The following is a 19,606-nucleotide window of genomic DNA, read 5'->3' on the forward strand; positions in this document are numbered from 1 at the left end:
CTGCGCGATGATGACGTCATGCCCCGCACCCGCCCCTTCGCCCAGGTCGACGTCTTCGGTTCACAGCCCTACCGCGGCAACCCGCTCGCGGTCATCGTCGACGCCGAGGATCTGACCGACGAGCAGATGCAACGCGTCGCACTGTGGAGCAACCTCTCCGAGACCTCCTTCGTCCTGCCGCCCACGACCAGCGCCGCGGACTACCGGGTGCGCATCTTCACCCCATCCCGGGAGCTTCCCTTCGCCGGGCATCCGACGCTCGGCACGGCGCATGCTTGGCTCGAGCACGGTGGTGTCCCTCGTGCGGAGGGCGGCGTGGTGCAGGAGTGCGCTGCGGGCCTCATCGAGGTGCGAAGGGGGAAGACCGGCCTGGCCTTCGCTGCGCCACCGATCGTGCGTGGGGGACTCGTCGACGACGCAGACCTCCGGAGCATCTGCACGGGGCTGGGCATCGGACGTGAAGCCGTCGTGTCCCACCAATGGGTCGACAACGGACCCGGCTGGGTGGCGATCCGGCTCGCGTCCGCCGATGACGTCCTGGCTCTCGAGCCGGACTGGTCACGGCTGCGGGGGTGCAAGCTGGGGTTGGTCGGGTTCCACCCCTCTGGGAGCGAAGTGCTCTACGAGACCCGCGCACTGGTCGGCGACCTGGCCGTCGAGGACCCGGTCACGGGCAGCCTCAACGCGAGCATCGCCCAGTGGCTGATCGGCACCGGGGAAGCGCCGCAGCGATATACCGCGACCCAGGGGAGCAAGGTCGGTCGCGAGGGTCTCGTCACCATCGATGGCGACGACGACGGGACGGTCTGGGTCGGCGGGGCGACCACCACCCTGGTCCGGGGCACCATCAGCCTGTGACCGTAGGCTGGCGGTATGCCTCGCATCGTGACCGACCAGAAGACGCGCGTCGTCAGCGCTCCCGTGGCGATCATCGTCGCCATCCTCTCCGCCGGCTACATGCTGCCGTGGGCGATCGCCGCCGTGCGCGGCACGCACAACGCGTGGTCGGTGTTCTGGGTCAACCTGCTCCTGGGCTGGACCGTCGTCGGTTGGGTCGTCGCCCTGGTCATGTCGATCAAGGAGCACCGCATCCTGCAGGTGCGCTGACCCGCATCTCCTTGAGGTCGCGCGGTCAACCCGGTTGGTGAGGACGCCGCGATGGGGAAGGATCCCCCTTCGTGGGACATGTTGATGTGACCGGAGTCCGATACGAGCTCTCTGACGGGCGGGTGCTGCTCGACGAGGTCTCCTTCCGCGTCGGCGAGGGAGCCAAGGTCGCGCTCGTGGGGGCCAACGGCGCGGGCAAGACCACCCTCATGCGCATCATCACCGGCGAGCTGACACCGCACGCCGGCGCGGTCGCCCGCACCGGTGGGCTCGGCATCATGCGCCAGCACGTCGGGGCCGGGCTGGGGGAGACGCCCACCGTCGCCGATCTGCTGATGTCGGTCTCTCCCAAGGCCGTCCGAGCCGCCGCTGCCGAGGTCGACCGACTCGAGCTGCGCCTGATGGAGACCGAGGACGAGCGCACCCAGATGCAGTACGCGACGGCGCTGTCCGACTACGGCGACGCGGGCGGCTACGACCAAGAGGTCGTCTGGGACGTGTGCACGATCGCCGGTCTCGGTGTCCCCTTCGAGCGGTGCAAGTACCGCGAGCTGTCGACCCTCTCCGGTGGCGAGCAAAAGCGGCTCGTCCTCGAGTACCTGCTGCGCGGGCCCGACGAGGTGCTCCTGCTCGACGAGCCCGACAACTACCTCGACGTCCCGGGCAAGATCTGGATGGAGGAGCAGATCCGTGCCTCGGACAAGACGATCCTCTACATCAGCCACGACCGTGAGCTGCTCGCCAACACCGCGACCCGCGTCGTCACCGTCGAGCTCGGCAGCGCCGGCAACCGGGTGTGGACGCACCCGGGCGGCTTCGGCAGCTACCACGATGCCCGGCAGGAGCGCTTCGCCCGTTTCGAGGAGCTGCGCAAGCGCTGGGACGAGGAGCGCGCCAAGCTCAAGGCGCTCGTGCTCATGTACAGGCAGAAGGCCAAGTACAACTCCGACATGGCCACGCGCTACCAGTCGGCACAGACCCGGTTGGCGCGCTTCGAGTCCGAGGGGCCGCCGAGCGAGCAGCCTCGCGAGCAGAAGGTCACGATGCGCCTTCACGGCGGCCGCACCGGCAAGCGCGCCGTCGTCTGCGAGCGGCTCGAGCTGACGGGTCTCATGCAGCCCTTCGACCTGGAGGTCTGGTACGGCGAGCGGGTGGCCGTTCTCGGGTCCAACGGATCCGGCAAGTCACACTTCCTGCGGCTGCTCGCCGCCGGTGGCACCGACCCGGAGATGGACAACCTGCCGGTCGGTGAAGCCGTCATCGCGCCCGTCGCCCACACCGGTCTGGCCCGGCTCGGCGCGCGAGTGCGCCCTGGCTGGTTCGTGCAGACCCACGAGCACCCGGAGCTGATCGGTCGCACCCTGCTGGCGATCCTGCACCGCGGTGATGACCACCGCTCCGGTCTGGGGCGCGAGGCCGCCAGCCGGGTGCTCGACCGCTACGAGCTGGCCCACCAGGGCGAGCAGGTCTTCGAGTCACTGTCGGGTGGTCAGCAGGCGCGCTTCCAGATCCTGCTGCTCGAGCTGTCCGGCGCCACCCTGCTGCTGCTCGACGAGCCCACCGACAACCTCGACGTCGAGTCCGCCGAGGCGCTCGAAGAGGGCTTGGATGCCTTCGAGGGGACGGTCCTCGCCGTCACTCACGACCGCTGGTTCGCCCGGGACTTCGACCGTTACCTCGTCTACGGGGCGGACGGTCGGGTGCGGGAGACCGACGGCCCCGTCTGGGACGAAGGGCGGGTCGCCCGCGCACGCTGAGGTGCACCCCACCCTCAGAACTCGGCGAGGTCGGCCATCATCTCGGTGGTCAGCCAGGCGTCGGGGATGCCGAATCCACCGACGAGGGTGGCAGCATGCGGACGCAGCTCGCCGCACAGCTGGTTGACTCGCGCCACGACTCCCTTCGACTGGCTGGAGCTGAGACGGCCGTGCTCGATGAACCACGCCCGGTCGGCCTCGACGGTGCTGAAGACGAAGAGGTCGCAGACCAGGTCGAGCAGGTCGCGACCGGGCCCGTCGGGCGCCTCGTTGATGGCGGTGACGAAGGCCTCGAGCATGATCCGGTCGACGTGGGCACGGGCTGCGTCGAGGAGGTGGTCCTGTGCCTCGTTGAACACCTTGAAGGCGTCGGCGTCGTCATCACCGGCCCTGCGCAGGCGCATCGCCAGCGTCTCGGTGAGGTGCGACTCGCGGTCCTCGAAGAAGGCGAGCTGGCCGCCCCGGTCGAGCAGGGCGTCGTCGCCGTCCTTGCCCGGGGCACCCGAGATCAGGCGCTGGATGAGCGAGCCACCGATGGTGCGCTCGATGACCGAGGTGGTCACCTGGCGAGCGCCGAAGAGGATCGCGCGTCGGGTGTCGAGCTCCTGGAAGTCGCTCTTGTACTCGGTGAGCATGCCCTTGGCCACGAGCTGGAGCAGGACGGTGTTGTCGCCCTCGAAGGTCGTGAAGACGTCGGTGTCCGCCTTGAGGTCGGCGAACCGGTTGAGCGCCATGTAGCCGGCGCCGCCGCAGGCCTCGCGGCAGACCTGGATCGTGTCGGTCGCATGCTCGGTGGTGATCGCCTTGAGCCCGGCCGCGCGTGCCTCGAGCTCGCGCTGCTCGCCGTCGTCGGTGATGTCACCTGAGTTGATGGCCGCCAGCTTCTCCACCAGGGCGTTCTGCGCCAAGGCCAGCGCGTAGGACTTCGCCAGACGCGGGAGGAGCTTGCGCTGGTGGGCGCGGTAGTCGAGCACGACGACCTCGTGCTCGCCGTCGGGGTAGTGGAACTGCGTGCGCTGCAGGCCGTAGCGGACGGCGATCGTCAGCGCGCTACGGGCGGCTGCCCCCGCGCCGGCAGCAACCGTGACCCGTCCGCGGACGAGAGTGCCGAGCATGGTGAAGAAGCGGCGGTTGATGCTCTCGATGGGGGAGGAGTAGCGGCCCTCGTCGTCGATGTCGCCGTACTTGCCCAGCAGGTTGGCGCGTGGAACCCGGACCTGGTCGAACATCAGCCGGCCGTTGTCGACGCCCAGCAGTCCCATCTTGGCCCCGCAGTCACTGATCGTCACCCCCTGCATCGGGCGGCCGGCATCGTCACGGATCGGCACGAGGACGCAGTGGACACCCTGGCTCGCGCCGCCGACGACCAGCTGGGCGAAGACGGCGGCCAACCGGCCGTCCCGGGCGGCGCCCCCGATGTAGTCCTTGCGAGCAGCAGGCGAAGGGGAGTGGATCACCAGCTCGTCCGTCTCGGGGTCGTGCGTGGCGGTCGTGAGGATCGACTGCACGTCGGAGCCGTGACCCGTCTCGGTCATCGCGAAGCACCCCGGGATGGACAGGTCCGCCATGCTCGGGAGGTAGCGCTCGTGGTGTCGCTCGGTCCCGAGGTTGACGATGGCCCCGCCGAAGAGGCCGAACTGCACGCCAGCCTTGACGAAGACCGACAGGTCACCGTGCCCGATCATCTCCAGACCGGTGACCGATGCGCCGACGTCGCCGGTGCCCCCGACGGACTCCGGGAGGGTGGCGTGCACCAGCTCCGTCGTGCTCAGCGCAGCGACGAGGTCCAGGGTGCGCTGACGGTGCTCGTCCAGATCCAGTCGCAGGTCGGGCTGCGCGACGGGGAAGCGCTCATCGGCACGCAGCTCCTGCCTGATGGCCTCCCACCGCCCGTCGAGGACGGTCCGGATCTGCTCGGCGACTGGGTCCTTGATCTGCTCGGCGCTCATGTCTCGCATCGTCGCAGATCAGGCCAGCACGTGGGCGCCGGAGGCGTCCTCGCGGCGTCACTGCGGGATGCGGATCACTCCCGGCGGCAGCTCGGGCGTGCTGCCGAGCTCGGTGCGCGCCAGGGATCGCAGGTGGACCTCGTCGGGGCCGTCGAAGAGGCGCATGGCGCGGTGCCAGGCGTACATCGCCGACAGCGGCGTCACGTCGGTCATGCCCGCTCCACCGTGGACCTGGATCGCGCGGTCGATGACCCGGGTGGCAGCGCGGGGTACGGCCACCTTGGCCATGGCGACGAGGTGCCGGGCCGCGCGGTTGCCCTCGGTGTCGATGACCTGGCAGGCCTGGTGGCAGATCAGGCGCGCCTGGGTGATCTCCAGCCGCGACTCGGCGATCTGCTGCTGGACGACGCCCTGATCGCTCAGCGGCCCGCCGAAGGCGACGCGACTCGTGGCACGGGCCACCAGCAGCGCCAGGGCGCGCTCGGCAGCGCCGAGTGCCCGCATGCAGTGGTGGATGCGGCCCGGGCCGAGTCGCATCTGGGCCGCGGCGAAGCCGCCGCCCTCGTCACCGAGGAGGTTGGTGACCGGGACGCGCACATCGGTGAACTCGACGAGGGCGTGGCCGTGCTGGTCGTGGTGGCCGAAGACGGGCAGGTCACGCACGATCCGCACCCCTGGGGTGTCGGTGGGGACGAGCACCATGGACTGCTGTCGGTGGGTCTCGGCGTCGGGGTGGGTGCGTCCCATGACGACGAGGACCTGGCACCTCGGGTCCATGGCGCCGCTGGTCCACCACTTGCGACCGTTGATGACATAGGTGTCGCCGTCGCGCTCGATGCTCGTGCGGATGTTGGTGGCGTCGCTGCTCGCGACATCCGGCTCGGTCATCGCGAAGGCCGAGCGGACACGGCCGTCCAGCAGCGGCTCGAGCCAGTCCCGCTGCTGCTGCGGGGTACCCACGAGGTGGAGCAGCTCCATGTTGCCGGTGTCCGGGGCGGCACCGTTGATGGCCTCCGGTCCCAGCTCCAGGCTCCACCCCGCGAGCTCGGCGATGGGTGCGTACTCGAGCTGGGTCAGTCCCGATTCTGCGGGCAAGAAGGTGTTCCACAGGCCGAGCTGCTTGGCTCGCGACTTCAGCTCCTCCAGCACGGGCGGTGGGTCGTGCAGGTCACCCTGGGCTCGCTGGCTCGCGTAGGTCGCCTCCGCGGGAAGGACCTCGTCGCGCATGAAGCGCGCTGCATCGTGATGCGCAGCTGCTCGGCACGCTCGGAGGGCTGGGGCAGTGGTAGGGGTGCGCTGTTGGTCATCGTCGTCCTCAGGGGTGGTGGCTGGCGAAGGCGGCTGCGGCGGAGTCGAGGAGGTGAGGGACGAGCGGACCGAGTCGGTCGAACCCGTCACCCATGGTCAGTCCCTCGTCGTGGCGGTGGCGGATCCCCTCGAAGATCGCCGCGATCTTGTAGAAGGCGAAACCGAGGTACCAGTCGAGCTCGCTCAGATCAAGGTCGGACGCCTCCGCGTAGGCGTCCACCAGCGCCTCGCGTCCCGGGTAGCCGCGAACGTCGCCGGGGTGCGCGGCGACCGGAGAGTCGAGGCCCCGCATGCCGTCCCACCACACAAGCGTGGAGGCGATGTCGGCCAGCGGGTCCCCGCGGGTGGCCATCTCCCAGTCCAGGACCGCGACGATCTCCTCCTGATCGCCGACGACGACATTGTCCAGTCGGTAGTCGCCGTGGACGAGTCGCGTGCGCTGCGTCGTCGGCAGGCGGTGGCGAAGGGAGGCCGCAACCTCCTCGAAGCGGGCCTGCAGGGGTGCGTCGATGGAGGCCACCTGTCGCAGCCACCGGTCGAGCTGTCGCTCGAGATACCCGTCAGCGCGCCCGAGCTCACCCAGGCCCACGTCGTCGGGAACGACGGCGTGCAGCTCGGCAAGCGTCTGCATCAGGTGTCGCGTCAGGCTCTGCGGGTGCGCCACGGAGGCGAGCTGTTCGTGATCCCTCAGGACCTCCCCTTCGGCGAAGCCCATGACGAAGAAGGGCGCCCCCACGATGGCCTCGCCCGCGGGGCCGGCCAGGTGCACCGGTCGCGGGACGGGGACCGCGGAGGCGTGGAGCGCGTCGATCATGCGGAACTCGCGCCCCATGTCATGGGCGCTCTCGAGGACCAAGCCCAGCGGTGGTCGCCGCAGGACCCAGCGACGCTCACCGTCGGTGAGCAGGTAGGTGAGGTTGGAGCGGCCGCCCGAGATCAGCGATGCCTGCAGTGGGGCATCGCTGATCTCGCTCACCTGCTCGCGGAGGTACGGACCGAGCCGGCGAAGGGGGAGTCCCGGCAGATCGCCGACCGTCGGCGTTGTCGTCGGCTCAGCCACGAAGCTGCCTGCGCAGGATCTTGCCCGTCACCGTCTTGGGGAGCTCCTCGATGATCTCGAGCTGGCGAGGGTACTTGTAGGCCGCCATCCGCTCCTTGCAGAAGGCGATGATCTCCTCCGGCTCCACGTGCTGGCCCTGGCGGAGGCTGATGAAGGCCTTGACGGTCTCGCCCCGCTTGTCGTCGGGGACGCCGATGACGGCCGCTTCGCGGACTGCCGGATGCTCGGCGAGCACGTCCTCGACCTCGCGCGGCCAGACCTTGTAGCCCGACGCGTTGATCATGTCCTTCTTGCGGTCGACGATGAAGATCCAGCCGTCCTCGTTCATGAACCCGACGTCCCCGCTGTGCAGTGCTCCGCCGGGCAGGGACGCCGCGGTCTCCTCGGGCTTGTTCCAGTAGCCCGCGACGACCTGCGGACCCTCGGCGACGATCTCGCCGATCTCGCCGAGGGGGACGTCATTGCCGTCGTCGTCCTGGATGCGCACGATCGTCGAGGGCACTGGCGCGCCGACCGAGAGCGCGCCTGACGCGGGGTCGACCGGTGAGGCCGACCCGAAGGGGGTGAGCGTCATGGGGCTGGTCGTCTCGGTGAGCCCATAGGCGTTGTGCACCTGGCGTCCCGTCGCCTCCCGGAACCGACGCTCGGCCGTGGGTGAGATCGCCGCCCCGCCCGAGTAGACCGTCTGCAGCGACGCGAAGTGGTCCTCGGTGACATCGGGGTGATCGAGCAGCGCGTTGAAGGCAGTGATCGCCCCGATCGTGCACGTCGGACGGTGCCGCGTCAGGGTGTCGAGGATGACCCCGGGCTCGAAGCGGTAGGCCAGCACAAGGGGCATCGGCGCCAGGAGGCTGACGGCGATGTGCCCGATGAGACCGGTGATGTGGAAGAGCGGTGCGATGGCCAGCACCGAGCCGCCGGGGGCGAACTTCGCACAGTCGCGATAGACCATGGCGGTGAAGACGACATTGCCATGGGTGTTCATCGCTCCCTTCGGTTGTCCGGTGGTCCCCGAGGTGTAGGTGAGGAAGGCGATGTCCTGCGCCGTCGGACTGACCGGCGGAGGTGTCTGACCGCGGTGACGGTCCATGAGGTCTGCCAGATCGGTCGTACCGTCGTGACGGGCGCGGGTGCTGCCGACGAAGAGCCGCTCGTCCGCCTCGCTCTGGTACTCGAGCTCGCTCGTCGTCAGGACCAGACGCACGGTGGACTCCGGGACGACGTGGCGGGCGACCTCGTCGTAGAGCCCCTCCTGGGACAGCAGGACGGTGGCCCCGGAGTCCTTGAGGAGGTATGTCAGCTCTCGTTCGCGACTCATCGGGTTGATCGACACGAGCATCCCGCCGGCCTTCCACGCGGCGATCATCGCGATGACGAACTGCGGGATGTTCTGCAGGTAGACGGCCAACCGGTCACCAGGTGCGAACCCTTCGGTCAGCAGACCGCAGGCCAGGGCATCGCTCAGCTCGTCCAGCTCACCCCGACTGAGGACGCCATCGAAGTACTTGACGGCATCCCCGTCGGGATCGGACCCGACGCCCGCCCTGAACATGTCCAGCGCGGAGGGGTGCTCAAGCTCCATCGTGGCGGTCTGGTCTCCGTACAGGCCCAGCCACGGCTTGTCGTCGTACGACGTCATCGCCGCCTCACTTGATGACGATGGGGTTCACGGGCGAGCCGCTGCCCCGGTCGACCTTGAGGGGCGCAGCCGCGTAGAAGACCTCGTAGACGCCGTCCTCGGCGCAGTCCGCCGCGAGGGCTTCGAGGTCGACGATCTCCGTGAAGGCGATCCCGAGGTTGCGCATGAGGGCGTTGTGGAGCGTGAGGGCAACTCCGGTGTCGGGATCCGTGGTGACCTCGTTGGCGATGGTGTCCGTGACGAGGTTGGGGATCTCCATGTCGGCGAACCACTGGACCAGCTCCGGGCTGTACTGCAGGCCCGGCTCGCAGAAGTCCTCGTAGAACGCGTCACCGAGCTTGTGGAAGAGGGCGAGGTAGTTGGTGCGGATGATGATGATGTCGCGCTTGCGCAGCTCGACACCCTGCTTCGCCGCGCAGGCGAGGAGGTCGTCGTGGGTGTAGGTCTCGGCCGACTCCAGGTAGTCCTTGCCGAGGAAGCGAGCCATGTCCAGCAGGACGGCCCGGCCCACGACCCCACGGTCGGCGATCGGCCGGACGCTTGCCTTGTCCATGCCACCGACCGTGGTCCGTGCGTCGTAGCCGTTCCACAGCTTGCCGCCGTACCAGACGTGACCGAGAGCGTCGTACTGCGTCGACCCCTGGAGGAAGGCCTCGATCTTGTCGTCGGCGTAGTGCAGACCCCCGGGGAAGGCCGGTGCGTCGTCGGAGTCCCAGGTGGACTCGTCGAGGAGCTGGGTGCGAACGGCTGGCTTGCGGCTGGGCCAGACCGGGTCACCCTTGGGGTCGCCGATGAGTCGCTGGATGGGGAAGACCTTGCCGCTGCGGATGAGTCCGGCGGCGGCGATGACCTGCTCGGGCCCGAGGTAGTTCAGGCTGCCCACCTCGTCGTCCGGCCCCCACTTGCCCCAGTTCGACGGGGAGTCCTTGAGCAGGTCGGTCAGGTCGGGTGCAGGGTTGGTCATGACGTCTCCTTGAGCGATGGAAATATCGAACAATCACTAGGTTCAGGTGCAGACATGACTACCGTGCTATCAGGGTCTACCGTTGTCAACGATGACTCTGTTCAGCGGATCTGAACACGGGAGGAAGGGAGGTGGTCCGGGTGCTGGAGGGTGCGGCGGTGTCACTCCACCGGACGTCGATGGGCCGCGCCGTGCGCGAGCTGAGGCATCGGCGGGGCCTGACGGTGCGGCAGCTGGCGCACCAGATCGGCGTGAGCATCGGCACCGTCAGTGCGATCGAGAACGGCCGCGTCGGCATCTCGTCCGAGCGTGTCGTGACCCTGGCCGACGCGCTCGGTGTGCGTGCTGATCGCCTGCTCGTCGGCATCGCGGAACCGATCCGTGACGAGCGCTGGGGTGTCGCCGCGGGGGACTCCGCGCAGGCGGGTGTGGGGGACTGGCGTCACTACGAGCCACTCGAGCTGCACCCTGCGCTGAGAGGTGCGCTGGCGAGCTTTCTCGAGCTGGGCTACCACGGGTCGACGATGCGCGGCGTGGCCGAGCGCGCCGGCCTCTCGGTCGCCGGTCTCTATCACCACTACTCGAGCAAGCAGCAGCTCCTCGTGACGATCCTCGACACGACGATGGAAGAGCTGCAGCTGCGCACCACTGCGGCCGTCGCGACGACGGACGACCCGTGGACCCGCTTCGCTGTCCTCGTCGAGTGCCAGGCGCTCTTCCACAGCCACCGGCGCGAGCTGGGCTTCATCGGCGCGACCGAGATGCGCAGCCTGGCGGGGCCGGCACGCGAGCGGATCGCTCACGCGCGCCGAGAGGAGCAGGCTCGGATCGACTCCGAGGTCCTGGCCGGCTGCCTGAACGGGGCCTTCGGCACGCCCCGTCCTCGAGAGGCGGCTCGGGCCGTGGTGACGATGTGCACCGCCATCCCGCAGTGGTACCGGCACGGTGGGGACTCATCGCCGGAGCAGGTCGCTGCCTCCTATGTCGACTTCGCTCTCGACCTCGTGCAGTGCGACCCGGCCAAGCGGCCCCAGGGCGACTGACTCGGCCGCCGGACACCTACGCGACGGTGGTGTCGATCCACTGCTGCATTGCCCTAGGGCAATGCAGACGAACGGCAACGAAACCTGCATTGCCCTAGGGCAATGCAGGTCAGTCGGAGGGGCGCTTCCAGGCGATCTTGATGCCGGACCACGCGAGGTTGGTCAGCTGGTCGGTGAGCTCCTCACGGGAGAAGTCCCCGGCGAGGCCGACGAGCCAGGCATCGGCGCCGGCACGGACCAGGCCGACGAGGGAATGGCCCCACAGGCGGGCAGGTGCCGGGTCATTGCCCCGGTCGACGAAGGCGGCCGCGATGAGGTCGCTGATCTGACCAGCCATCCTGCCGGTCGCGTTGGCGACTGCCTCGGCGGCGTTGCCGGACGTGGTGCCGCCGACGATGGGGGCGGAGACGATGAAGCGGTAGAGCTCGGGGTCGCGCTCGACGAGCTGGAGATAGGCGTCGATCGCCGCACGGATGACCGCCTGTGGGTCGAGGTCGAGGGCGCTCAGGCCCGCACCCTTGGTGTTCTGCCCGAGGACCGTGCCGATGTCGCGCAGGATCAGCTCGTCGACGCGATCAGCAACCGCCTGGTAGAGGCCGTGCCGGTCGGTGAAGTGACGGTAGAAGACCGTCTTGGAGGTCCCTGCCTCGGAGGCGATCTCGTCCATGCCCACAGAAGCGCCCCGCGTGCGGATGGTGCGGATCGCCGATTCGACGAGCGTCTTGCGTCGCTCTTGACGATGCGCCTCCCAGCGGGCGCTGCGGCCGTCGGTGGTGGTGCTCACAATGCTCGACGGTAGCAGGTACTGACGGTACCTGCTACCGTCCGTATCGTATAAGTGCACGGATGGGACCAGGGCCACACGCCCTGGTCCCGAATCGACTCCAACTCACGACCAGGAGACCTGTGGTGGCTAACAACCTGCCGCGTCGTGCTGCCGTTCTCGGTGGCAACCGCATCCCCTTCGCCCGCCAGTTCGGCCCGTACGCCGAGGCGTCCAACCAGGACATGTTCACTGCTGCCCTGGACGGCCTCGTCGCCCGGTACAACCTCGGTGGCAAGCACCTCGACGAGGTCGTCGGCGGTGCGGTCATCAAGCACTCCCGCGACTTCAACCTCACCCGTGAGGCGGTCCTCGGCTCCGCCCTCGCACCGACCACCAGCGCCTACGACCTCCAGCAGGCGTGTGGCACCGGCCTCGAGGCCGCCATCCTCGTCTCCAACAAGATCAAGCTCGGCCAGATCGAGGCGGGCGTCGCCGGCGGCGTCGACACTGCGTCCGACGCACCGATCATGGTGACCGAGTCGCTGCGCAAGAAGCTGCTCAAGGTCAACCGCGCGAAGGGCGGCAAGGCCCAGGTCCTCGCCCTGGCCAGGATCCGCCCGACCGACATCGGCATCTCCACGCCGGCCAATGTCGAGCCGCGCACCGGTCTGTCGATGGGCGACCACATGGCCATCACGGCCAAGAAGTGGGGCATCACGCGCGAGGCGCAGGACGAGCTGGCCATGAAGAGCCATCACAACCTCGCGCGTGCCTACGACGAGGGCTTCCAGGACGACCTCATGACCAGCTTCATGGGTGTCTCCCGGGACCAGAACCTGCGTGCCGACTCCTCGATGGAGAAGCTCGCCAAGCTCAAGCCGGCCTTCGGCAAGGGCGACGACGCGACGATGACCGCCGGCAACTCCACCCCGCTGACCGACGGTGCGTCCGTCGTGCTGCTGGGCTCCGACGAGTGGGCGGCCGAGCAGGGTCTGACCCCGCTCGCCTACTTCGTCGACGGTCAGGCCGCCGCGGTGGACTACGTCCACGGCGCCGAGGGTCTGCTCATGGCCCCCGCCTACGCCATCCCGCGCATGCTCGAGCGTCAGGGCCTCACCCTCCAGGACTTCGACTACTACGAGATCCACGAGGCATTCGCCGCTACCGTGCTGTCCACGCTCAAGGCGTGGGAGAACGACGAGTGGTGCCGCGAGAAGCTGGGCAGTGACGGCGCGCTCGGCTCCATCGACCGCGACAAGCTCAACGTCAACGGCTCCTCGCTGGCTGCCGGTCACCCCTTCGCCGCCACCGGCGGCCGGATCGTGGCCTCCCTGTCGAAGATGCTCCACGCCAAGGGCGCGGGCAGCCGCGGCCTGATCTCCATCTGCGCCGCAGGTGGACAGGGCGTCGTGGCCATCCTCGAAGGCGCCTGAGCCTTCCCCGACCTTTTTTCAAGGAGAACCCACATGGGATTCGAGTACGGCAAGTTCGTCAGCTCCGGTCTGGGCAAGCAGATCGCCAACACCCTCGGTCTCCCGCGGCCGACCACCCTGCGTCGCCACAAGGCAGGTGCCCCGCTCATCAACGGTGCGGTGCTCCTGGCCGGCCACGGTGACGCTCCCGTCGCTGCTGTGCTGACCGAGGTCCTGTCCGCCGACGGGGTGCAGATCGCCACGTCGCCGTCGACCTCGGTCGCCGGTGTCATCGTCGACATGACCCAGGCCAGGACGCCGGCCGACCTGGAGACCCTCCGCGGGATCCTCGCCCCGGCCCTGAAGACCCTCGCCCCCACGGGCCGGGTCATCGTCATCGGCCGTCCGGTCGCGGACACCGACGACGTCGCCCAGGCCGCGGCCCGCCGCGCCCTCGAGGGCATCGTCCGCTCCGTCGGCAAGGAGATGCGTGCCGGTGGCACGGCCAACATGGTCTACGTCGCCGAAGGCGCGGACGCCAACGCCGAGGCCACGGTCCGTTTCTTCCTCTCCGGGCGCTCCGCCTACGTCTCCGCGCAGGTCGTGCACGTCGGTGACGCGGTCGCCGACATCGAGCTGCCGCAGAGCTGGGACGCCCCGCTCGAGGGCAAGGTCGCCGTCGTCACCGGTGCCGCTCGCGGCATCGGCGCGGCCATCGCCGAGGTCCTCGCCCGCGACGGCGCGACCGTCGTCTGCGTCGACATCCCTGCCGCCGGCGGTCCACTGGCCGCGGTGGCCAACAAGATCGGTGGCACCGCATTGCAGGTCGACGTCACGGCCGAGGACGCGGGCACCAAGATCGTCGAGCACGCCGCGCAGCTGCACGGTGGCTTCGACATCGTCGTGCACAACGCCGGCATCACCCGGGACAAGCTCCTGGTCAACACCGACGCCGACCGCTGGGGCTCGGTCCTCAACGTCAACCTGCTGTCGATCCTGAAGATGAACGAGGCGCTCGTCCCGGCGATCAACGAGGGTGGGCACATCGTCAACGTCTCGTCCATCGCGGGCATCGCGGGCAACCGCGGTCAGGCCAACTACGGTGCGAGCAAGGCCGGCGTCATCGGCATGACCTCGAGCCTGGCCAAGGACCCGCAGGTGCTCGCCAAGGGCATCACCGTCAACGCGGTCGCCCCGGGCTTCATCGAGACCGAGATGACGGCCAAGATCCCGCTCGCGACCCGCGAGATCGGTCGCCTGACCAACTCCCTCTCGCAGGGTGGTCAGCCGGTCGACGTCGCCGAGACGATCGGCTGGTTCGCCTGGGACAGCAACCGCGCCGTCACGGGTGACACCGTGCGCGTGTGCGGTCAGATGATCCTGGGCGCCTGATGGCCGTCAAGACCGTCAAGAGCATCCCGGCGCTCGGCCCGATCTATGCCAAGGCCGCCCTGCCCGGCAAGAGCCCGGGCAAGGACCTGCCGGACACGCAGCTGCGGCTGGCCGGCCACGCGGTCGACCGGAGCGACCTGCTCGCGTACCAGCGGATCTGCGGCTTCAACAACAGTGACGTGCTGCCGCACACCTACCCGCACGTCGTGGGCTTCCCGCTGCAGATGCAGCTCATGGCGGGCAAGGGGTTCCCCCTGCCCCTCATGGGTCTGGTCCACGTCGAGAACGTCATCACGGTCCACCGTGAGATCCGCTTCGACGAGGCGCTGGACATCACCGTGTCGGCGGACAACCTGCGTGCCCACCCCAAGGGCAAGGTCGTCGACCTCGTCACCGAGGTGGACGTCGACGGGGAGCGGGTCTGGGAGGGTCGCTCGACCTATCTCGCACGCGGTCGCGGCGACGCCGGGGCCGAGCGCGGTGAGCAGCCGCCGACGATCCCGACCGGGCAGGCAGCGGCGAGGTGGAGCCTGCCGGGCGGCCTCGGTCGCACCTACGGACTCGCCTCCGGCGACATCAACCCGATCCACATGAGCGCCGTCACGGCCAAGGCGATGGGCTTCCCCAAGGCCATCGCGCACGGCATGTGGACCTATGCCCGAGTCCTCGGTGCGATCGGTCCCGTGACCAGCGGTCCGTGCACGAGCCACGTGTGGTTCAAGAAGCCGGTCCTGCTCCCGGGCAAGGTCGACTTCGTCATCGACAAGAGCGGTGACCAGGTCGTTGCGGGTCTGCGCAGCTCGCGCAAGCCCGAGACAGAGCACCTGGTGCTCAGCCTGAGCTGATCTCGGCTGTGTCGAAGGCCCGTGTCCCGCAAGGAGACACGGGCCTTCGGCGTGCCCCTGCCGCATCGGTGTGTGGCGCGTGTCACATGTGGCTGCCATGCTTGACGGCATGGCACACGGAGACATCACCCACATCGACATCCCGGTCGCCGACATGCAGACGGCCACGACCTTCTACAGCGGGCTCTTCGGCTGGCAGATCGCGGAGATCCCCGGCTACGAGGGCTATCCCATGTGGCAGGCGCCCAACAAGATCAGCGGCGGCGGGCTGGCACCGCGAGGCGACGGCTTCGAGCACCCACGCTCCTATGTCGAGGTCGACTCGATCGACGACACGCTGGCCAAGGCCACGGCGTCCGGGGGCTCGGTCGTCATGGACAAGTCGCCGATCTCCGAGACCAGCTGGTTCGCCGTCCTCGCCGACCCCGATGGCAACCACATCGGGCTCTACGAGGGCACCACCGACGCGGGCTGACCCTCGCCCTCCTCGCCGTGCTCGGCAGTGACCGGGTCGCCGGTCCGGACCGTGCCCGGCACGAGCACGTCCGCGTCCACACCGAACGGGAGCAGCCCGACCGGGCGCGGCCGGCCCGCCAGGGTGGCCAGATGCGTCCGGTCGAGTCGTCCGGTCGTCGGGTCGAGGTCGATGACCCGGCACCGGGGGATGGCCGCGCGCACGCGCACCACGGCTCCACCCATCGCCAGCACCGTGCCCGGGGCGGGGTCGCGCTCGGCGTCGATGGTGAAGGTGGCGCGGAAGCGTTCGGACTCCGGCTCGGACAAGGACGCGAGGGCGCTCGTCGTGACGATCGAGACGGGCGCGCCGTAGACGACCTCACCGGGACGGCGCGTGCGCGCCAGGCGCACCTCGCGTCCCAGATGGCGCCCCAGGAGCTGCGCATGGCGTGAGGCCATGATCTCGAGCCGGGCGTCACGCCCCCAGTAGTCGCTCACGAGCTCCTCGCCGGTGGTGCCGGGGACCTCGGAGACGACACCCTGCCCGGGGGCGCCGACCGTGAGGGTCGACCCGTCCCACGCTGCGTCGACGAGGAGCATCCGCGGGTTGTCGACCGTGCGCAGGACGTGGGGCCGGTCGGCCTCGACCAGGCAGAAGACGCGGTCGCCCACCGGTCCTTGGCGTTCGAGCGCCACCTGATCGAGCTGGGCGTGGCGGGCGCCCTTGAGCGGGGTGAGGCCGATCCGGGTGACGTGCATGCCTCAGTCAACCAGTCGGTGCCGGCCCGCTCGGTTTGGCATGCTCGCACCATGGAGCCGACAGAGATCACCTTCAGCGGAACGGGCGGCGAGACCCTCGTGGGGACCCTCGACATGCCACCCAAGGAGCCCGAGGGGTACGCCCTGATGGCGCACTGCTTCACCGGTGGTCGCCGGCACCCGGCGACGAGGAGGGTCTCCAGGGCGCTGTGCGAGCGGGGCCTGGCCGTCCTGCGCTTCGACTTCACCGGTTTCGGCGACTCGGGCGGGGAGTTCGCGGAGTCGACATTCTCGTCCAATGTCGCGGACATCGTCCTCGCGGCCGACTGGCTGCGAGCTCACCACGGGGCGCCCTCTCTCCTGGTGGGTCACTCGCTCGGTGGCGCCGCGGTCATCGCGGCGGCCGGGCGCATCCCTGAGGTGGCGGCACTGGCCACCATCGGTGCGCCGGACGACCCCGCGCACGTCGCGCACCTCTTCGCGTCGGTCGTCCCCGAGGTCGAGCGGGAGGGGCGCGCGGAGGTGCTGCTCGGTGGCCAGCGGGTCGTCGTGGGTCGCGAGTTCCTCGAGGACATCCGGTCGGTCGACGTCGACGAGCAGGCCGCCCGGCTCGGGAGGCCCCTCCTCATCCTCCACTCGCCGCAGGACGAGGTCGTCGAGCTCGCCAACGCCGAGGGGCTCTACCGCGCAGCGAAGCACCCGAAGTCCTTCATCAGCCTCGACGGGGCCGACCACCTGCTCACCGGTGCCCGGGACGCCGCGCGGGCCGCCCAGCTGATCGCCGCCTGGGCCGACCCCTACCTACCGGGTTTCACGCCGGAGATCGACTGAGCCGACGATGTCGATCGATCGACTCCCCACCCGCATCGCCAGACGGCTGCGTCGAGACTTCGGCTCGGAGGCCGAACGGCTCGCGGTCGAGATCTGCGTGGTCGGTCGCACGGAGCGGGAGCAGGCTGCTCTCCTGCTCGTCGCCGACGGTGACGAAGGGCGCTTGGAGGCGGCCTTCGAGCTGGCCCGTCTGGATGTCCGGGACCTCCTGATGGACGCCGGGCTGGCCGACGAGCGCTGGCCCGAGCGGCTCGACCACCTCCTCGGCCGCACCTCGAGCCCTCCCGCCGGGCCGACGCGGGAGTGGCGCCGGCTCCGCGCGGTCCTCCTCGTCCTGGTCGTGGCGCCGGCGGCGCTCTTCTTCGTCGTCGGGATCCCACTGCTCCTCGCCGACGACTACCGCGACGCGACTGCTCGGGTGGCCTCGACGACGGGTGTGGTCCTCGAGCAGCGAGGCGGATGGTCGAAGGGAGGCCGTCGCCACGTCTGCACCTACGCGTACGTCGTCGCCGGCACCAACCGCACCGGTGCGTCCGAGTGCAGCGGCGACGACCGGGCCGGGGACGAGGTCACCGTCCGTTACGACCCGCAGGACCCGGCGAGCTCCGACCTGGGCGGCAGCGACCGCACCGGGCTCGTCATGGGGCTCGCCGCGGTCGCGGGGTGCCTCGCGGTCTTCGCGGTCCACGTCGCCCGCGGCCACCGACGGCGCGGACGTAGGCTGCGGTCATGAGCGAGATCACCGCGCCCGAGCAGGAGGTCGTGCGCATCTGCCGCGACCTGCTGCGCATCGACACGAGCAACTACGGCCCCGGCCAGGACGGTCCGGGGGAGCGCGAGGCTGCCGACTACGTCGTCGCCCAGCTGCGCGAGGTCGGCCTCGAACCGCAGGTCTTCGAGTCCGAGCCCGGCCGCACGACCGTCTCCGTCCGCGTCCCCGGCGCCGACCGAGAGCGGGGCGCGCTGTGCATCCACGGCCACCTCGACGTCGTGCCGGCCAATGCCGAGGACTGGAGCGTTCCCCCCTTCGACGGGGTGGAACGCGACGGCTGCCTCTGGGGACGGGGCGCGGTCGACATGAAGGACATGGTCGCCATGATGCTCGCGTGCGTACGGCAGCTCGCCCGCACCGAGACCGTGCCGCCGCGGGACCTGCTCTTCGTCTTCTTCGCCGACGAGGAGGCCGGGGGAGTCCTCGGCAGCCAGTTCATGATCAAGGAGCACCCCGAGGTCTTCGAGGGGGTCACCGAGGCGATCAGCGAGGTCGGCGGCTACAGCGTCACCGTCGAGGACGCGCAGGGCCTGCCGCACCGGGCCTACCTGCTGCAGACCGCGGAGAAGGGGATTGCCTGGCTGCACCTCGAGGCCAAGGGCACCGCGGGCCACGGGTCCGTCCCGACGTCCGACAACCCGATCGTCCATCTGGCCGAGGCGATCTCGCGGATCGACGCCCACAAGTGGCCCCGCGAGTTCATCGTCTCCGTGCGCGGTCTGCTCGACGGGCTCTCCGAGATCACCGGTGTCGGCTACAGCGACGAGGATGCAGAGGCACTCCTCGAGCGCATCGGCCCGGCTGCCGGCTTCGTGCGAGGGGCGCTGCAGGACACGGCCAATGTGACGATGCTCGACGCCGGGTACAAGCACAATGTCATCCCGCAGACCGCTTCGGCGGCACTGGACTGCCGTTTCCTCCCCGGCCACGAGGAGGACCTCATGTCGACCATCCGCGAGCTGGCCGGCGAGCACGTCGAGGTCGTCGTGGACCACAGGGACATCTCGCTGGACTCCCCCTTCGAGGGGGACCTGGTCGACCGGATGCAGGCCGCGCTTCTGGCGGAGGACCCGGAGGCGTCGATCTTGCCGTACTGCCTCTCCGGTGGGACGGACAACAAGGCGCTGTCGACGATCGGCGTCACCGGTTACGGGTTCGCGCCGCTGCGCCTGCCCGCCGATCTCGACTTCGCCCCCATGTTCCACGGCATCGACGAACGAGTGCCCCTGGAGTCGCTGGAGTTCGGCGCCAAGGTGCTGTGGCGTCTCGTCGAGGACTGCTGAGGGCGGGTCGGCAGACGGGCGGACTCAGCGCGACGGGAGGGTCGGCGGGCGCGGGACCCGAATGATCTTTCGTCGCAACCAGGCCCTCTCGATCCCGCTGAGATAGACGACTGTGCGGTGCAGCTCCCAGTGGCCGTACTCGGCGTGGTCGGTCAGCTCTTGGCGGATGGCAGCGCGTCCAGCGCCCCTGGGGAACTGGATGGTGCGGAACTCGTACTCGGGCATCAGTGCCATTGTGGCCCAAGGGCTGTAGCGTCAGGCCC

19 protein-coding genes are annotated in these 19,606 nt (G+C 69.5%); 11 read left to right on the forward strand and 8 right to left on the reverse strand.

Annotated features, from left to right (window positions below):
* The first annotated feature begins 18 nt into the window (after positions 1–18).
* The 3 genes from ASG73_RS11420 to ASG73_RS11430 all read left to right on the forward strand — a co-directional run bounded on the left by ASG73_RS11420 (position 19) and on the right by ASG73_RS11430 (position 2,864).
* Positions 19–858 (forward strand): PhzF family phenazine biosynthesis protein, encoded by an 840-nt coding sequence (locus ASG73_RS11420; protein WP_055995040.1) that lies wholly within the window; start codon positions 19–21, stop codon positions 856–858.
* A gap of 15 nt (positions 859–873) precedes the next feature.
* On the forward strand, positions 874–1,107 hold the full coding sequence (locus ASG73_RS11425) for a superinfection immunity protein (protein WP_055995042.1): 234 nt from the start codon (positions 874–876) through the stop codon (positions 1,105–1,107).
* Between the two features lie 71 nt (positions 1,108–1,178).
* On the forward strand, positions 1,179–2,864 hold the full coding sequence (locus tag ASG73_RS11430; RefSeq protein ID WP_055995044.1) for an ABC-F family ATP-binding cassette domain-containing protein: 1,686 nt from the start codon (positions 1,179–1,181) through the stop codon (positions 2,862–2,864).
* Positions 2,865–2,878: 14 nt separating this feature from the next.
* Here ASG73_RS11430 and ASG73_RS11435 read toward each other — a convergent pair whose 3' ends face one another.
* From ASG73_RS11435 to ASG73_RS11455, 5 genes are all read right to left on the reverse strand, one after another.
* Positions 2,879–4,813 carry an acyl-CoA dehydrogenase family protein gene (locus ASG73_RS11435; RefSeq protein ID WP_055995047.1) on the reverse strand — a complete coding sequence of 645 codons (1,935 nt, stop codon included), beginning with the start codon at positions 4,811–4,813 and terminating at the stop codon, positions 2,879–2,881.
* Positions 4,814–4,870: 57 nt separating this feature from the next.
* Positions 4,871–6,040, reverse strand: coding sequence for an acyl-CoA dehydrogenase family protein (locus ASG73_RS11440; protein ID WP_055995050.1), 1,170 nt, complete (start codon positions 6,038–6,040; stop codon positions 4,871–4,873).
* Positions 6,041–6,128: 88 nt separating this feature from the next.
* Entirely contained in the window at positions 6,129–7,181 is a 1,053-nt protein-coding gene (locus ASG73_RS11445; protein ID WP_055995053.1) for a phosphotransferase family protein, read from the reverse strand.
* A complete protein-coding gene (locus ASG73_RS11450; RefSeq protein ID WP_055995054.1) occupies positions 7,174–8,820 on the reverse strand; it encodes an AMP-binding protein in 1,647 nt (548 codons plus the stop codon). The genes ASG73_RS11445 and ASG73_RS11450 overlap by 8 nt, the downstream gene beginning before the upstream one ends.
* Positions 8,821–8,827: 7 nt before the next feature.
* Positions 8,828–9,784, reverse strand: a complete 957-nt coding sequence (locus tag ASG73_RS11455) for a cyclase family protein (RefSeq protein ID WP_055995058.1) — start codon at positions 9,782–9,784, stop codon at positions 8,828–8,830.
* A gap of 158 nt (positions 9,785–9,942) precedes the next feature.
* Here ASG73_RS11455 and ASG73_RS11460 point away from each other — a divergent pair, with 158 nt between their 5' ends.
* Positions 9,943–10,827 carry a TetR family transcriptional regulator gene (locus tag ASG73_RS11460; protein ID WP_200946810.1) on the forward strand — a complete coding sequence of 295 codons (885 nt, stop codon included), beginning with the start codon at positions 9,943–9,945 and terminating at the stop codon, positions 10,825–10,827.
* Positions 10,828–10,936: 109 nt separating this feature from the next.
* Here the strand turns inward: ASG73_RS11460 and ASG73_RS11465 are convergent, their stop codons facing one another.
* On the reverse strand, positions 10,937–11,611 hold the full coding sequence (locus ASG73_RS11465) for a TetR/AcrR family transcriptional regulator (RefSeq protein ID WP_055995061.1): 675 nt from the start codon (positions 11,609–11,611) through the stop codon (positions 10,937–10,939).
* Between the two features lie 125 nt (positions 11,612–11,736).
* On the opposite strand from ASG73_RS11465, the gene ASG73_RS11470 reads away from it, so the two are divergent.
* From ASG73_RS11470 to ASG73_RS11485, 4 genes are all read left to right on the forward strand, one after another.
* Entirely contained in the window at positions 11,737–13,026 is a 1,290-nt protein-coding gene (locus tag ASG73_RS11470) for an acetyl-CoA C-acetyltransferase (RefSeq protein ID WP_156466263.1), read from the forward strand.
* A gap of 33 nt (positions 13,027–13,059) precedes the next feature.
* A complete protein-coding gene (locus ASG73_RS11475) occupies positions 13,060–14,397 on the forward strand; it encodes a 3-oxoacyl-ACP reductase (protein WP_055995067.1) in 1,338 nt (445 codons plus the stop codon).
* Entirely contained in the window at positions 14,397–15,242 is an 846-nt protein-coding gene (locus ASG73_RS11480; RefSeq protein WP_055995070.1) for a MaoC/PaaZ C-terminal domain-containing protein, read from the forward strand. The genes ASG73_RS11475 and ASG73_RS11480 overlap by 1 nt, the downstream gene beginning before the upstream one ends.
* Before the next feature lie 109 nt (positions 15,243–15,351).
* Positions 15,352–15,717, forward strand: a complete 366-nt coding sequence (locus ASG73_RS11485) for a VOC family protein (protein ID WP_055996011.1) — start codon at positions 15,352–15,354, stop codon at positions 15,715–15,717.
* Here the strand turns inward: ASG73_RS11485 and ASG73_RS11490 are convergent.
* Positions 15,690–16,457: an MOSC domain-containing protein gene (locus ASG73_RS11490; protein ID WP_055995073.1), complete on the reverse strand. Its 768-nt coding sequence runs from the start codon at positions 16,455–16,457 to the stop codon at positions 15,690–15,692. The two genes, ASG73_RS11485 and ASG73_RS11490, sit on opposite strands and share 28 nt — an antisense overlap.
* Before the next feature lie 51 nt (positions 16,458–16,508).
* Here ASG73_RS11490 and ASG73_RS11495 point away from each other — a divergent pair, with 51 nt between their 5' ends.
* The 3 genes from ASG73_RS11495 to ASG73_RS11505 are packed head-to-tail and all read left to right on the forward strand — an operon-like array spanning position 16,509 to position 19,343.
* Positions 16,509–17,288, forward strand: a complete 780-nt coding sequence (locus ASG73_RS11495; RefSeq protein ID WP_055996014.1) for an alpha/beta hydrolase family protein — start codon at positions 16,509–16,511, stop codon at positions 17,286–17,288.
* A 7-nt stretch (positions 17,289–17,295) separates the two neighbouring features.
* A complete protein-coding gene (locus ASG73_RS17930; protein WP_055995076.1) occupies positions 17,296–18,021 on the forward strand; it encodes a DUF3592 domain-containing protein in 726 nt (241 codons plus the stop codon).
* Positions 18,018–19,343, forward strand: a complete 1,326-nt coding sequence (locus tag ASG73_RS11505) for a M20/M25/M40 family metallo-hydrolase (protein ID WP_055995079.1) — start codon at positions 18,018–18,020, stop codon at positions 19,341–19,343. Before ASG73_RS17930 ends, ASG73_RS11505 begins: the two co-directional genes overlap by 4 nt.
* Positions 19,344–19,367: 24 nt before the next feature.
* On the opposite strand, the gene ASG73_RS11510 is transcribed toward ASG73_RS11505, so the two are convergent.
* Positions 19,368–19,568, reverse strand: coding sequence for a DUF5703 family protein (locus tag ASG73_RS11510; RefSeq protein WP_442905375.1), 201 nt, complete (start codon positions 19,566–19,568; stop codon positions 19,368–19,370).
* Positions 19,569–19,606: the final 38 nt, after the last annotated feature.

The sequence above is a fragment of the Janibacter sp. Soil728 genome (assembly GCF_001428305.1).
Taxonomy (GTDB): Bacteria; Actinomycetota; Actinomycetes; order Actinomycetales; family Dermatophilaceae; genus Janibacter.